Source organism: Alienimonas chondri, from assembly GCF_013036045.1.
Classification (GTDB): Bacteria; Planctomycetota; Planctomycetia; order Planctomycetales; family Planctomycetaceae; genus Alienimonas; species Alienimonas chondri.
The window spans coordinates 23,384-38,785 of record NZ_WTPX01000002.1 but is presented as its reverse complement, the minus strand read 5'-3'; the positions used below and the strand labels follow the sequence as shown (position 1 = coordinate 38,785).

11 protein-coding genes are annotated in these 15,402 nt (G+C 67.4%); 6 read left to right on the top strand and 5 right to left on the bottom strand.

The window, feature by feature from the left end; genetic code table 11:
* Positions 1 to 329: 329 nt before the first annotated feature.
* A complete protein-coding gene (locus LzC2_RS00515) occupies positions 330 to 1,868 on the top strand; it encodes an efflux RND transporter periplasmic adaptor subunit (RefSeq protein WP_171182580.1) in 1,539 nt (512 codons plus the stop codon).
* The gene (locus LzC2_RS00510; protein WP_171182578.1) at positions 1,865 to 5,128 is read left to right on the top strand and encodes an efflux RND transporter permease subunit; all 3,264 of its coding nucleotides are present in this window, start codon (positions 1,865 to 1,867) and stop codon (positions 5,126 to 5,128) included. The genes LzC2_RS00515 and LzC2_RS00510 overlap by 4 nt, the downstream gene beginning before the upstream one ends.
* Before the next feature lie 29 nt (positions 5,129 to 5,157).
* On the opposite strand, the gene LzC2_RS22675 is transcribed toward LzC2_RS00510, so the two are convergent.
* The 4 genes from LzC2_RS22675 to LzC2_RS00490 all read right to left on the bottom strand — a co-directional run bounded on the left by LzC2_RS22675 (position 5,158) and on the right by LzC2_RS00490 (position 8,947).
* Entirely contained in the window at positions 5,158 to 6,774 is a 1,617-nt protein-coding gene (locus LzC2_RS22675; RefSeq protein ID WP_171182576.1) for a sensor domain-containing diguanylate cyclase, read from the bottom strand.
* Between the two features lie 244 nt (positions 6,775 to 7,018).
* Entirely contained in the window at positions 7,019 to 7,474 is a 456-nt protein-coding gene (locus LzC2_RS00500) for a response regulator (protein ID WP_171182574.1), read from the bottom strand.
* A gap of 48 nt (positions 7,475 to 7,522) precedes the next feature.
* Entirely contained in the window at positions 7,523 to 8,374 is an 852-nt protein-coding gene (locus LzC2_RS00495) for a sensor histidine kinase (protein WP_171182572.1), read from the bottom strand.
* 288 nt (positions 8,375 to 8,662) lie between these two features.
* Positions 8,663 to 8,947 (bottom strand): hypothetical protein, encoded by a 285-nt coding sequence (locus tag LzC2_RS00490; RefSeq protein WP_171182570.1) that lies wholly within the window; start codon positions 8,945 to 8,947, stop codon positions 8,663 to 8,665.
* Between the two features lie 174 nt (positions 8,948 to 9,121).
* Here LzC2_RS00490 and LzC2_RS00485 point away from each other — a divergent pair, with 174 nt between their 5' ends.
* Both LzC2_RS00485 and LzC2_RS00480 read left to right on the top strand, forming a co-directional pair.
* Positions 9,122 to 10,135 (top strand): ThuA domain-containing protein, encoded by a 1,014-nt coding sequence (locus LzC2_RS00485; protein ID WP_206678508.1) that lies wholly within the window; start codon positions 9,122 to 9,124, stop codon positions 10,133 to 10,135.
* A gap of 101 nt (positions 10,136 to 10,236) precedes the next feature.
* The gene (locus LzC2_RS00480) at positions 10,237 to 11,115 is read left to right on the top strand and encodes a tetratricopeptide repeat protein (protein ID WP_171182566.1); all 879 of its coding nucleotides are present in this window, start codon (positions 10,237 to 10,239) and stop codon (positions 11,113 to 11,115) included.
* A 62-nt stretch (positions 11,116 to 11,177) separates the two neighbouring features.
* Here LzC2_RS00480 and LzC2_RS00475 read toward each other — a convergent pair whose 3' ends face one another.
* Complete coding sequence (locus LzC2_RS00475; protein ID WP_171182564.1) at positions 11,178 to 11,639, bottom strand: hypothetical protein; 462 nt, start codon at positions 11,637 to 11,639, stop codon at positions 11,178 to 11,180.
* Positions 11,640 to 11,844: 205 nt separating this feature from the next.
* On the opposite strand from LzC2_RS00475, the gene LzC2_RS00470 reads away from it, so the two are divergent.
* Entirely contained in the window at positions 11,845 to 12,945 is a 1,101-nt protein-coding gene (locus tag LzC2_RS00470) for an ABC transporter ATP-binding protein (protein WP_206678507.1), read from the top strand.
* Between the two features lie 37 nt (positions 12,946 to 12,982).
* Positions 12,983 to 15,400 carry an ABC transporter permease gene (locus LzC2_RS00465; RefSeq protein ID WP_171182560.1) on the top strand — a complete coding sequence of 806 codons (2,418 nt, stop codon included), beginning with the start codon at positions 12,983 to 12,985 and terminating at the stop codon, positions 15,398 to 15,400.
* Positions 15,401 to 15,402 lie beyond the last annotated feature (2 nt).

Genomic DNA, 15,402 nt, shown 5'->3' with positions numbered 1-15,402 from the left:
ACGCCGGCCCCGCAGAGACATTCGTAGTCGCTTGGAGTGGAACGTCAGACATAGCAGCGTGCAGCGGCATAATGCGTCACGAAATGTGAGGGCGGAACGAATCGAGAACCGGTTCGCTCTCGCCCATAAGCGGAAACGCGGCCTCCAAGGGGTCGGGCAGGGGCTGCGTCATTTCCGAACCCCGCAATGCCGAGCGAACCTGCCGAGAGTTGACCAATCGGCCGAGGTGTTAGGATGCCGCTGTCCGTTGCAACGGAGACTCACGGCGGGCGACGACGCCTCCGTCGTCCAAGAATCAACGTTTCCTCTCGTCGTCCCGCCGATCCCTCATGTCTTCGCCCCGGTACGCCACGCGGCGCCCAGGTTCTCGTCGTGGTTTCGCGCATCCTCCGCTGAGCGCCGCGGTCCTGCTGACGGGGCTGTTGCTCAGTGGATGTGAGGACGAGGTCGCCCCGCCGCCCCCGCCGCCGCCCGAAGTCTTCGTCGCCAACCCGCTGATCCGTGAAGTGGTCGAATGGGACGACTACACGGCTCGTCTGCGGGCGGTGGCCACGGTTGAAATCCGTCCCCGGGTCGGCGGTTTCCTGGAGGACATCCACTTCGCGGACGGGGAGGAAGTGGAAGCGGGCGCCCTGCTGTTCACGATCGATCCGCGACCGTTCGAAGCCGCGCTCGCTTCCGCGAAGGGGCGGTTGTCCGGGGCGACGGCCGCGCTGCAGGAGGCTGAGGCGCTGAAGGCGTCCGCCCTGGCGGCCAACACGCAGGCCGAAGCTGCGTTGGAGCTACGCGACACGCAGCTCGCTCGCATGAGGAAGCTCGTGGAGCGTGGAGCCGAAACGCAGGAGGGCTACGACATCGAGGCCTCCCAGCGGAAGCAAGCCGCCGCGGACGTCGTCGCGGCGCGGGCTCAAATCAAAAACGCCGAGGCCGCCGCCGCCACCGCCGAGGCCGGCATCGCCACCGCGGAAGCCGCGGTGAGCGCCGCTGAGCTGGACCTGTCGTTCACTCGCGTGACCAGTCCGATCGCCGGTCGGCTTTCTCGTCGGCTCGTGGACAAAGGGAACCTGGTCACCGGAGCCGACGGGGGAGACGCGACGCTGCTGACGACGGTCGTTTCGCAGGATCCGATGCACGCCTTCGTCAGCGCCCCGGAAAGGGCCTTCCTCAAATACTCCCGGCAAGCCGCCAGCGGCGAGCGGCCCAGCAGCCGCAACGTGCAGAATCCCGCCGTGCTTCAGTTGGCGGACGAGACCGGCTATCCGCACGTCGGAGCGATCGACTTCGTCGACAACTCGCTCGATATGGGCACCGACACCATGACCGGTCGCCTGAGCTTCTCGAACGCCGACGGCATCCTCACCCCGGGCATGTTCGCCAAGGTCAAGATCCTCGGCAGCGGCATCTATGAAGGGATGTTGCTGCCCGACTCCGCCGTGACGATCCGGCAGAACGCTCCGTCCGTGCTGGTGGTCGTTCCCCTCTCCCAGACAACGGACGAGTCTCAGGCAGGCGAGTCGAACGGGGGAGACGCCGCCCCCGCCGGCGAGACGGTCGAACCGCGTCTCGTGACTTTGGGGCCGCTTCTGGGCGGACTGCGCGTCGTGCGAGCGGGCATCGAACCGACGGACCGGGTGGTCATTCGCGGGATCCAGATGGCCCGGCCCGGCGTCCCGGTTCGCACGAAGCCCGGGGAGATCGAACTCGACGAAGAATCCTTCGAGCAGGACGCCCGCCTCGAACTCGCTCGTGCGGTGCGGGTCGAGCGGAACGCCAACGGGAACTACGACGCCATGCCCGACGCCGACGGCGACGGCGCTGAGACGGTTGCCGGTGAGCCGAATTCGCTTCCGACGGGAGCCGCGGAATGACGTTTCCCAACTTCTTCATCGACCGGCCGATCTTCGCCGGCGTGTTGTCGGTCGTGATCCTCGTCGGCGGGGGGATCGCCTACATGGCGCTGCCGGTCGCCCAATATCCCGAGGTCGCCCCGCCGACGGTCGTCGTCCGCGCGACGTTCCCCGGCGCCACGCCGGAGGTGATCGCGGACACCGTCGCCACGCCGCTTGAACAGGAAGTCAACGGCGTCGAGGGCATGCTTTATATGGAGAGTCAGTCGGCGAACGACGGCTCGATGTCATTGACGGTGACCTTCGCTCTCGGCACGGACTTGGACACCGCTCAGGTGCAGGTACAGAACCGGGTCGCTGCCGCGGAGCCGCGGTTGCCGGAGGTCGTCCGCCGCATCGGCGTGGTCACCACGAAGGAGAGTCCGAACCTGCTGCTGGTGGTCCACCTGCTCTCGCCGGACGGGGCGATGGAGCAGTTGGACATCGCCAACTACGCGCTTCAGAACATCCGCGATCGCCTCAGCCGGATCGAAGGCGTGGGGAACGTCCGCATCTTCGGGGCGGGCGATTATTCGATGCGGATCTGGCTCGACGGCGACAAGCTGGCGGCGCTCTCCATGACCGCCGGCGACGTCGTCGCGGCGCTGCGAGAACAGAACGTGCAGGTCGCCGCCGGGGTGATCGGACAGGAGCCGGTCGAGGGCGCCGGAGCGTTCCAGATCCCCGTCAGCACGCTCGGTCGGCTGACGACCGAGGAAGAGTTCGGCGCCGTGGTCGTCCGGGGCGGGGAAGGAAACCGACTCGTGCGGGTCCGCGACGTCGCCCGGGTGGAACTGGGCGCCCAGAACTACTCCGTCGCCAGCTATCTCAACGAGAACCCGGCCGTCGCGATGCTGATCAATCAGCGTCCCGGCTCGAACGCGTTGGAGACCGCCACGGAAGTCCGTGCGGCGATGGACGAAATGTCCGATTCGCTGCCGTTCCCGCCGGGACTCGAACATCGCATCGTCTACGACCCCACCAAATACTTCATCGAGCAGAGCATCGACGAGGTCTTCGTCACGCTCTACCAGGCTGTCGCACTGGTCGTGCTGGTCGTGTTTCTGTTCCTGGGCAGCTGGCGGGCAACGTTGATTCCCGCGGCGGCGATCCCCGTCTCGCTGGTCGGCACTTTCGGCGCGATGCTGGCGCTGGGGTTCAGCTTGAACTCGCTGAGTCTGTTCGGCTTGGTGCTGGCGATCGGCATCGTGGTCGACGATGCGATCGTGGTCGTGGAGAACGTGGAGCGGAAGCTCGCGGAAGGGCTTTCGCCGCGAGACGCCACCCGGGCGACGATGGCGGAGGTCGGCTCGGCGTTGATCGCGACTTCGCTGGTGCTGATCGCGGTGTTCGTGCCGACGGCGTTCATCCCGGGCATCAGCGGTCAGTTCTACCGGCAGTTCGCGCTGACGATCGCGTTCAGCACGGCGGTCAGCACGTTCGTCTCGCTGACGCTCAGCCCGGCCCTGGCGACGTTGCTGCTCCGCAGGAAGGGGGAGCACCACGGGTGGCTGGACCGCGGATTCGAGTTTCTGCTCGGTTGGCTGTTTCGGCTCTTCGATCGGGTCCTGGAGGCGATCACGGGGGCGTACGCCGCGACGGTGAAGCGCGCCATTCGGTTCAGCGTGTTGACGCTCGGCGTGTACGGGGCGCTCGTGGGCCTGACGTACTACGCCTTCGACAAGATCCCGACCGGCTTCATTCCGCCGCAGGATCAGGGCTACGTGATCGTCGCCTTGCAGTTGCCCGACGGGGCGAGTCTGGATCGGACCGACGCCGTGACGAAGGCCGCCGTGAAGGCGGTTCGAGAGGTGGAGGGCGTCACCGGCGTGGTGAGTTTCGCCGGCTTCAGCGGAGCGACGCGCACCAACGCCAGCAACGCCGCGGCGATGTTTCCGGTGCTCGCCCCGTTTGCCGAACGGGCCGAAGCCGGACTGACGCTCGACGGCATCGTGGGCGAAATGCGAGCCAAGCTGAGCGCGATCCCAGACGCCATGATCGTCGTCATCCCGCCGCCGCCGGTCCGCGGGTTGGGCAACGGCGGCGGCTACAAGTATCAGATTCAGGCGCGCGACGGGCAGTTGACGCCCGCCGATCTCGAAGCGGCCGTCGGCCGAATCGCGGCCGCGGCGAACGACCCGGTCCAGCACCCGAACCTCCAGCAGGTGTTCAGCACCTACCGGGCCAGCACGCCGCAGTACTACGTCGACTTCGATCGGGAGCGGGCCCGCATCCTCGACGTGCCGATCGACGCCGTCTTCGAGACGTTGCAGGTCTATCTCGGCAGCCTGTTCGTCAACGATTTCAACCTTGGCGGACGCACCTACCAGGTGAACGTGCAGGCCGAACAGGAGTTCCGCGACGAACCCTCCGACATCGCCCGGCTCCGCACCCGCAACGCCGACGGCGAGGCCGTCCCGCTGGGTTCGCTGGCGGACGTCGAACTGCGAAACGGCCCGGACCGCGTCGTGCGGTACAACCTGTATCCGGCAGCGGACCTCAACGGCGACACCGCCCCGGGCGTCTCCAGCGGCGAGGCGCTGCGGGAAGTCGAAGCGATCGCCGACGCCGTTTTGCCGGCCGGGTTCAGCTACGAACCGACGGATATCGCGTATCAGCAGCGGCAAGTCACGGCGGGCCAGCAGATCGCGGTGTTCTGCGCCTGCGTGCTGTTCGTCTATCTGGCGCTTGCCGCCCAGTTCGAGAGCCTGATCCTGCCGCTGGCGATCGTGTTGATCGTCCCGATGAGCCTCCTCGCGGCGCTGGGGGGCGTGTGGTTTCGCGGGTTGGACAACAACATCCTCACCCAGATCGGGCTGGTGGTGCTGGTCGGATTGGCCTGCAAGAACGCCATCCTGATCGTGGAATTCGCCGCTCAGTTGGAGGAGCAGGGCAGGAACCGGATCGAAGCCGCGATCGAAGCCTGCCGGCTGCGGTTCCGCGCAATTCTGATGACCGCCTTCAGCTTCGTGCTGGGCGTGCTGCCGCTGGTGCTGGCCACCGGGGCGGGGGCGGAGATGCGCATCGCGTTGGGCACCGCCGTGTTCGCCGGGATGATCGGCGTCACGCTGTTCGGGCTGATCCTCACGCCGGTGTTCTACACTTCGCTCCGCAAGCTGGGCGGGGGCGGGTCGCGGACGTTTGACGAAGAGACGCCCAGCCCGCCGCCCGAGCGCAAGCTGCCGCAGATTCCCGGTCCAATCCTCCAGGGGCCGCCGCGACCTTCCCCGGTCGGTGCGTAAGGCCGGAGGACAACGGTCGGCGGGCGGATTTAGTCCGCTTGGAACTTCCGAGAGCCGCCCGACGGTTGGGCGAGCAGGATGCCGTCCGAGTCGACCAGCGCGACGCGGTCGCGCCCGGCCTCCTTCGCGGCGAATAAGGCGCCGTCCGCGAGGCGAATCAAGCGATCCGCGGCGGCGCCCCCTCCTCCGTGCGCGTGGGTGTCCATCGGATCCGCGGCCGCGGCGCCGAAGCTGGCCGTCATACGAAGCGTTTGGCCGTCGTCGATCACGCCATGATTCCGGATCGCGGCGACGACCTTCTGCGCGTGTTCGGCGGCCTCGTGGACCGTGTGGTCGGGCAGGGCGGCGAGGAACTCTTCCCCCCCGTAGCGACACAACCGCCCCCCCGCCGGCAACAGGTCGCGCCAGATCGCGGCCGCCTGACGAATGGCCGCGTCTCCGGCCAGATGACCGTGGCGATCGTTGAACGCTTTGAAGTGATCTAGATCCCCGATGACCGCGGCCACGCTGTGCCCGCGTCGCTGACCATGAACGGGGGCGAGCATCACCGCCAATTCTTCCAACAACGGATCACGACGCAGCAACCCCGAGAGGTCGTCCCGGCGGGCCCGTCCCTGCACGAGGTCGAATCGCCGAGCGTTCTCCAGGGCCGTCGCCGCGAACCGCGCCAACGCGGAGAGCATCGCGGGGAACTGCGGGTCGAATCCCAAAGGCTGATCGACGATCAGCAGTCCGTGCAGCGTTTCACCGTTGATCGAACCGGCTTCCCCAGGACTGGATCGGGTGAGGAGCGGGGCGATCCCTGCCGGCGGGGCTGGGTCTGAGGAAAAAGCTTCGGACAGCGAATGATCTCGGGTGACCCACTTTCCCAGCGTCTGCCGCGTCACGGGTCGGCGATTCTTGAGCACCCACGCGGCCAGCCCCGCCCGCGGATTCGGCGGGAAGGTCCGCACGTTGCCTCCGCTGGGCGGTCCCGCCTCTCGCAATCGCGTCCCGTCCCACAGCCAAACGGACGCATGTTCGACCCGCAAGCACCCTCGGGCCGTCGCCCGGACGGAGCGGATCACGCCGTCCAACGGTCGTGCGGAACCCGGCAAATCGCAGGCGAGTTCGTCCTGCCCCTGCAATCTCAACAAAGATGCGGCCTGCTCCAGCATCCCGGCGCCGGTCGTGCGGCGAGGGTCCGCCGGCGGCGCATCGAGGTTCAACTCCGTCGGCCGATCCCGCAGCGCGCGGAAGACGAGTCCGATCAGGAGTACCGCCGCCAGCGGGCCGAACAAACGATCGTCGTCAGGGCCAGGAAGAGCCACGCCGTTCCAGTCGCCCAAGCGTCGGAGCACGCGCAGCAACGTGGCCTCGCTCGCGCAACACAACGCGGCAAGGGCGGCGAACATTCCCGCGACCGGCCCCGGCAACCGCATTCCCACCCAGACCGCCGGCACCGCCATCAGGACCAAGCCGCCGCTTCCGGGCGGCCACGACAGCGTCGCACCGAACAATGCCGCGAAGGGCCAGCCCGCGAAGATCCCCCAAACCGCTAGATCCGGTCGCCCGCCGACGAGATTGCTCGGCTTCCAGACCGGCAGGGATTCCAGCGGCTCGGACTCAGAGGGTTCGAGACGGCGTGGGGCGACGTCGGACGGCACGGCAGCCTGGGATCTCACTTAGGGATACGACACGCCGAGGGATACGACACGCCGAGGGATACGACACGCCGAGAGAACGCCTGGCGACCGCCCGGAAAGTCTACGGAACCGGCCCCCTTTCTTGCGCAGAATGGGAGGCAGTCGGGCGCCGAAATCGCCCCTCTCCTTCGACATACACCGGTCGCACCGGCGAGGAGCCCCGTCGCGGGCTATGCCAATGGCCGATCGAGCCCCGGGGAGAGGCTCACGCCGCCCGAACGCCCATGAGGCGTTCGACCGAGTCCAACAACGTCCGTGGGCTGAACGGCTTCGAGAACAGCAGAACCGGCCCCATCTCGACCTGCATCTCCGCCTCGCTCAATTCAAACCCCTTGCCGGTCAGCATGATTGCCGGGGTCTTCGCAGTGGCGGCGTGCGCACGGACGGAACGAATCAGGTCCAGTCCGCTCATGCGGGGCATCTGACAGTCCGTCACGATCAGCGCCGGAGGATTCAGGGCGATGCTCTCCCACGCGGATCGACCGTCCTCGTGGGTTTCGACTTCGAATCCTGCCCTCCTCAGCTTCAGGGAGACGGCCAGGGTGATGTGCGGTTCGTCATCGCAAACGACGATCCGGCCGAGGGAGCGTCCGGCGTCCGCTTGCGGCGGAGCGGTGGAGGACGACTGCTGAGGGGCGGCGTGGTTCATCGGACGAATCATGGAGGACGGCGATTCGGATTGCGGAAATAGGGGATCGGGAACGAACCGCTAAACGCAGATCGGCTCCGCGATTTCTCGGCTGGCGTAGAGGGGGGGGAATGGAGCGGTCGGGGTTTCGTCCGCGGGAACTTCCGGCACGCGGCCGGCTTTGTGGCCGAACGGCAGCGATAACGCGGTGACGTTGCCCCCGCCTGAGAGCGATTGCGCGGTCAACCGCCCCCCCTCGACGCCCGCGATGTGAGGGAACGGAAGCGTTCGAGTCTCGCCGGGCGCAACCTCCGTGAAGCCGTCAGCACTACGCGTCCCGGCCCGTTCCACCTCCACGACCGCACGATCAAAGTCGAGCCGCGTCCTGACGAACACGACCGTCCCTCTCGCCGATGCGGCGAGCGCGTCCGACAACAGAGCGCTGAGCGCTTCCGCCAAATCGCCCGCTGCCGCGTGGACGGCGAGATACATGTCCGAGGGTTGCGTCCGCAGCGTGACGCATTTTGCCCGGGCCTCCGCCCGCCGAGCGGCAAGGCACTGCGAGAGCAGGTCGTTCAACTCATAGTCGCGCGGCTGGTCAGGTTCATGGTCAGGTAACGCTGGAGGCCGAGCATCCGCTCGCCGAAGTTGTTCGAGCCGCCCGCAGGCCGCCTTTAAATCGGCTGCAAGCGCTTGAGTTTGGGCATCTGCGACCGACGCCTGCCCATGGAGGACCGCCGCGAGTGCGACGGCCGTCGTCAGGCTGGCGGCGAACACCAGCGGAGCCGCCGCGAACTGCCCGGTGACGACCCAAGCCAAACTTCCCAGCAACAGCCCGACGGCCCCCGTGACAGTCAGAACGGGCCGTTCCAGCCCAAGCCGCTGTGAGCAGCGGTCGAGTTCTGAGTCGTGGGCCGGCGGGGGCGGGGGCATCGAGAGAACTGCTCGCGAGGACGGAACCTGCGACGTACGGATTGCACCGTTCTTTGCCGCTCTGGAACCTACGTCCCGGCGCCGCCCCGGGCCGCGGGTCGTCGGTTTTCGGAGCAAAGCCCTAGCTTTGGGCAAGGACCGTGCGGACTGGAAGGATTGCAGCGCCCCCGGCCGTTGGTCGCCCGTGCCTCGGTTCGCTTCGCCGCACCCTGCGGGCCGCATCTCGCGCATAGAAAAACCCGCCGCGGAACCCACGGCGGGTCGGACGCATCGGCGTCAGGCGTTGGCTCAGCTTTCGCCTTCGAGGATGAGTTCCTCCTCACCCAGCTCGCCGTCTTCCAGTTCCTCTTCGACCTGCTCGTCGGTTTCTTCCATTTCCTCGGCGGTCTCGTTCATCTCCTCAGCGATCTCCTCGCCCTCTTCTTCGGTCACGACGGCGCCGGCGTCGTTGATTTCCTCATTGGTCTCGGCGATCTCTTCGTTGGTCTCGTTCACTTCCTCTTCGACGCTGTCGCAGCCGAGGGGAACGAGGCACAGGCCGGCGATCAGGGCCAGGGGGGTAAACTTCTTCATCAGTGAGCTCGGGGAGCGGGGAAATGGAGGCCGGTCACCGGCCGCTTGAAGCCCCCCAACCTACCAAAGCAAAGCACCTTGGGTACGGGGGAAACCCCAGTACGGGCGTGGGGTTCGGGCCAACGGCCGCGACCGGCGATACACTCTCCTTGATTCGTACGACCCTCCCGGATCTTGGAGAAAATCGCGGTGATCGCTCAACTCCTCTTCGTCCCGCTGCTGGCCTGCACCCCGGGCCCCGATCCGGTGCCGGATGGACCGGAGGAGGCGACCTCTCCCACAAGCCCCGCAAAGGTCGTGTTGATCGCGGCGGACGACGAGTACCGCAGCGAGGAATCAATGCCGATGCTCGCGGCGTTGCTGAAGCGGGATCATGGAATCGAGCCGGTTCTGTTATTCAGCCAATCGAAGGACGGCCGGGTCGCCCCGTCGCGGATGGACCACATTCCTGGCTTAGAGGCTTTGGAGGATGCGGATCTCCTCGTGCTGTTTACCCGATGGCGTGATCTGCCGGTCGATCAGATGGCGAAGATCGTGGCCTATGTCGAGCGCGGCGGCCCCGTCGTCGGGTTTCGCACCGCCACCCACGCCTTCAAGTTTTCGGCCGACCATCCTTATGCCGACTGGAATGAAACGAAGATCGCCGCCCTCGTCGGTCAGCGATGGATCGTGCATCACGGTCACTTCAGCGACGGCGAAGCCCCGCTGACGCGGGTCACGACGAGCGAGAACGCGACCTCGCCGATCCTGAATGGCGTGGAGACGCCGTTCGACGCTTACAGTTGGCTGTACCACGTCACCGGCGGGGGCGATGCGTTGGCGCCGGAGAGCACGCCGCTGCTGACCGGCGAAACCCTCCGCAGCCGCCAATTGCAGGGCGGGCGGGGCGACCGCTATCCCCCGGTTCAGCCGGTCGCTTGGACGAAAACGAATCCGTTCTCACCCACCGGAGTCGAACCGGGCCGCGTGTTCTTCACCACGTTGGGGCATCCGTACGACTTCAAGCTGCCGGCCGTCCGGCGGCTCTCCGTGCAGGGCGTGCTTTGGGCGTTGGGTCGGGAAGCCGAGATCCCCGCGGAGGGCGTGCGGACCGACGTCGTCGTCCCCTACGCCCCCACCAACAGCGGCGCCGGCGGCGAGCAGACCGGCCGCTCTCCGGCTCAAATGCGCTCCGCGGCGGGCCTGTAACCCGCGCGCGAAAGGCTCGGGAATCGCCCCAGAGCGCATAAACCGGCAGATTGGGTAAGTTGGGCAAACCGTTTTGCCACTCACCCGCTCAAGGTGCCGTCGTGCCCGCGACCCTGCTCGTCTGCATTCCCCTGCTGTTCGCCCCCGCCCAGCCGCCCGGGGACGGGTTGGCGCCGCCGGTTCCCGGTCAGGAGCCGCCGCAACCGGACTCCGCGGAAGTCGATCCGTTCGACAACCCGCCTGCCGGGGAAGATCCTTTCGCGAACCCGCCGGCCGGCGACGCTCCGCCCGCCCTCGGCTCACCGGAGCCGTCTGTCGGGGCGCCGGGCGTCGGGGCGCCGGGCGTCGGGGCGCCGATGGAGGAGACGACCGTCCCCGGCGTCGGAGCGCCGCAGGAGGCGCCGCCCGTCAACCCGCTCCTGCAGGATCCCGCGATCGTCGCCCCGACCCCGAACGTGGACGTGCCGCTGGATCCGAGGCGGCCGGACGTCATCGTGACGGAGGATCCGGTGGTGACGGTGATCACTCAGCCGACGCCGCTCGCGGAGCTCATTCGCAACCCGTACGACATCTATGACCTGCGGGATCATGTCGCGATTCCCGCCGATTGTTTGCTCGCCCGGCAGGCCTGCCTGCCGTGTACGCGCTGCGTGACGACCTGCTCCCCGTGCGGTTGCGGCGGCGTGGTCACCCAATCGCTTCCGGTTCCCGGCGTGAACCCGCACGCCGCGGAGCAACTGGGGCAGATTTTGCTGGAGCGGACCCCGTCGGATCCGCGCGTCAGTTATCTGATGTTCGTACTCCGCTACCGCGACGCCCGCTACGACGAGGCCTTCGAATACCTCGAAGAGGCCGTGCTGCTCGAACAGGCCGCCCCGGACACGTTCCCGAACTACGACGAGTTCATGACCCCGATTCAGGGCCGCTCCCGCGTGTACCTCGAACGGGTCCGCCGGCTCGCCGGATTGGGCATCATCTAGTCCGCGACGCGATCGTTTCCGTTCGCCGCTCTTCTCACCGAGGAGCGGCGAATTTCATTCCTCTACCCGATGGCCTTTTCGAAATAGGCCATCACGGTGTCCAGCGAGACGCCCCACAGATCGGACAGCGCCAGCGGCCCGCCGAGGCCCAGTTTCGTGAATGACGCGGCCGGAGCGTCCAACGCCACCGCGAGTTGCCGACGCCAATCGTCGGGCCAGCCTTCAAACTGACGCCGTTGACGCGGATCGCTCAGTCGACGGCCGTGACCGGCCGTGATCGCCTCGACCGCCGCCAGCCGACTCTCCTCGGTGATCGCCCCGCGGTCGAGTTCGACCCGCAGGAAGAAGATCATGACCGGATCGAGATTCTCGTCGATCACGGCGGTGACGAGTTTCAATTCGGATCCAAGAACCACGTCCAAGTCGTCAGCATCCGCCTCGCCGCCCCAGACCGCTTCCGCAGCCGTCGTGGGCACGCGACGGAGCTGACCTTCCACATCGACCACGAAATACCGCAAGTTCATAGATGGCTCGGTTCGGTCGGAACGTTCGGTCTGAAAAGGGCAACAGGGTCACGGTACGGCTCGCCCATCCCCCCGACCATCGGGCAAGACCCTGATCGCCGGGCGGGGAATCGGGATGGCGAACGACGCGGCCGGGACGATCGGCCCCGAATGACGCTATCCTGCGGCCGTGTCGAACCAAGCGCCGCCCGCCGATCTCGAACCCGTGGACCCGTTCGAGAGCCCCGCCGCAAGCACGGCTTCCCCCCGTGACGTCGAGCCTCGCCCCCCGAACGCCCCTTCCACGGACGGCCCGCCGGTCGTGGACGCGGTTGATCTCTCCAAGACCTACAGCGACGGATTGTTCGGCCGGAAGACCGTCCACGCGCTCCGCGGCGTGAGCTTTCAAGTGCGTCCGGGGGAGATCTTCGGCCTGCTCGGTCCGAACGGGGCGGGGAAGACGACGCTGATCAAGGTGCTGCTGGGCATCTGTCGGAAGTCCGGCGGGTCCGCGACGGTGCTCGGGCATCCCGCGGGGGCGCGAGACGCGCGACGCCGCATCGGGTATCTCCCGGAAGGCCACCGGCTCCCGCGGCACCTCACGGCGAATACCGCCCTCGACTACTACGGCGGGCTGTCCGGCCTCTCCAGCGCCGAGGTGAAGCGGCGTCGCGGCGACCTGCTCACGCTGGTGGGCCTGTCCAAGTGGGGCAACACCAACGTTCGCAAATTCTCCAAGGGCATGCAGCAACGGCTGGGGTTGGCCCAGGCGATGCTCCACGATCCGGATCTCCTGATCCTGGATGAGCCGACCGACGGCGTCGATCCGGTCGGCCATGCGGATATTCGGCGCGTGCTCGGAGAACTGAAAGCCCGGGGAAAGACGGTCTTTCTCAACTCCCATCTCCTGCAGGAGCTGGAGATGGTTTGCGACCGAGCGGCGATCCTGCGCAACGGCGAAGTCCGCGGGCTGGGCGATCTGGACGACCTGCGCGGCGGAGGCGAACTGGTCACGCTGCGGTTGCTCGGCGAGGAGAAGGCGGTTCGGTCCGCGTTGGTCGGCTCGCACTTCGGCGGCGTCCCGCTCAAATCGATCGGCCATGACGACGACGGACGCGGCCGGTTCACCGCAGAACTGGGCGACGTCGATCAGGCGCAGGTGGACGTCGCCGTCGACGCCCTGCGTGATGCGGGGGTGAGTTTGCACTCGCTGCTCCGCGTGAAGCCCTCGCTCGAAGACGCCTTCCTGCGTGCCGTCGCCGACGACGACCGCGTCCCCGTCGCCGGAACCGACGGCGTCCGGCAGGCCGGCGGCGTCACGAACTGAACCTTCCACGCCCCTCCGGCGAAGCGACGAAACGCCCATGCGTCCCTATCTGGCAATCCTGAAGGACAGCGTGCGGGAAGCGATCCGCAGCCGCACGCTGCCGTTCCTGCTGGTGTTCTTCACCCTCGTGCTGGCGGTCCTGGCTCCCCTCGGGTTGCGGGACGAGACGGCTTGGCGATTGCAGTCGAACGAACTGATCGACGCGCCGCTTTTGGCCGCGAAGCTTCGCCGCGACGCGGCGAAAGAGGGCGAGCAACCGGGCGATCGGGTGCTGGCCCAGCTTTCGGCCGACGTTCGCAAAGCGATCCTCTCGCCCGCAGCGGACGACGCCGGCCCGACATCGGAGCGACTGCGGGATGCGTTGAACGTCGACGTGCTGACCGCCGCCGAGTTCTACGACGAAACCGCCTTCGAGTCCGTGAAGATGCCCGAGTCCGGCGGCGGCTTCGGTGGTTTCGGCTCCTCCCCGGACGATCCCAGCGAGTTGGAAGCGCTGCTGGACGAGGGGCCGACGTCGCTGCCCCCGGAACGGCTCGGTCGGCTCAATCGGCTGCTGCTTTCCGCCGCGTTTCCGCAGGCAATCGCCGCTCCAGACGCCGAACGTGTCTTTCTCACTTACGGGCCCTGGGACGTGGCCGAGGAGTTCACCAAGTCGATCGCCGATTCCGTCGGGCTGGAACTAAATCGCAGCGGCGTCCGGTTCATCGCCCGATTCATCATGGAGTTCGTCGCGGGCTACCTGGCCGGTCCGATCGGCGTGCTGATCGCGTTGCTGGTCACAGCGGCGCTGATTCCGCAGACGTTTGAAGGCGGAGCGATCGACCTGTTGCTTTCGAAGCCGGTCAGTCGAACGGTCGCGTTCCTAACGAAGTTCGCCGGCGGGTGCGTGTTCGTGGGCTTGGCGGGGCTGTACCTCTGCGGCGGACTCTGGCTGATCGCGGGGCTGCGGCTGGGCGTGTGGGACGCTGGTTTGGTCGCCGCTTCCGGCCTTTTGGTGGTGCAATTCGCGGTCTTTTACAGCGTCAGCGCGGCGGTCGGAGTGTTGTGGCAGAATCCGATCGTCTGCGTGATGGCTGCCGGCGGCGTCTGGGCACTGTCATTCGTGCTAAACGTCGTTTGGCGGCCGGTTCAGCAAATGGACATCGCGGCCCGCCCGGCAGCGGTAGTCGCCGGCAACGACGAAGTGTTCAAAGCGGACGCCGGCGGATGGGTGACGCGGTGGAATGCTTCCGAGAACGAATGGACTCCGGCTCTCTACCCGACCACATCCCGACGCCGACGCGGCGACACGGCCATTCCCACCTACCGGCTCTCCGGCCCCGAGTTCGTTCCTCAAACCGACACGCTGGCGGCCCTCGAAGCGACCGGCGTCATGGTCGGCGCCGGCGGTCCGCCGCGACGGACCGTCGGTTCACGACGTCTCTACACCGCGACCGCGGAGAACGACTGGGAAGGGCGGGTGGGCATCGCCGCCCCGCCCCTGACGACCCAACTGCTGTTCCGCCCCGACGGCACGCCCCTGTTCGCCGGACGACTCGGCGTATTTACGCCGCGGGTCGAATCGGCCGCGAACGAAACGAGCGGCGGTTTTCTTGACGCCCTGATGAACGAGGTCGCGAGGCAGACGCGCGCCGACGTCGATCAGATCGTTGAACCGCCGGACGACGGCACCGTGTCCCCCGCGTTTCCCGAACCGTTCGCCGCGGCGATCGACCCGCGGACCGGCGACATTGCGATCTATGCCGGCGGGGTGGTGCGGCTCTATCCGCCCGGAGAATCGGAGCCGAGCGTGCAAGCCACCCTGTTTGAAGCGGACGGCGAGCCGGGCAAACCGGGCGGCGTGCCGGCGGTCGTCCTCGCGACCGGCGACGGCGGGGCGCTGGCCGTGACCGCCGACGGGACAGGGGTCGCGGTCGCCCCGGACGGAACGACAAGCGAATTCGCCCCGGTCCCCGGCAGCCGCCCGCGCGGGTTCTCGACGGATCTCAATACCGGTCGCTTGGCCCTCGCCACTCACGACGGGCCGCTTTGGGTGGGCAATGTACAGGGCGAGGGAAGCCTCGTTTTCGACGACGTCTCCGCCGCCGGTTGGGGGGGGGACGGCGCCCTCTGGGTCGGCACCGGGGGGGATGAAGTGACGAGATTCGAGGCGGACGGCGACGCGTACCGTGCGGTCGAAACGCTCGCCCCGCCGACGGGAGTTTGGGACGACATCGTGCGTTTCGGCCTCACGCCGTTGCACTACCTGCTGCCGGACAGCATCGGGCTGGGCGAAACGCTGTCGAGCCTCTTCAGCGGCGACGAGGAGGAAGCACGCGAAGCCTTCGGCGCCGACCTCGACCTGCGACAACCGGTCATTCAAGAGAGATTCTGGGGCCCGCTGATCCACAACCTCGCGTTCACGGCGGTGATGCTGGGACTGACCTGCTGGCACGTCGCACGCACGGATTTCTAGGG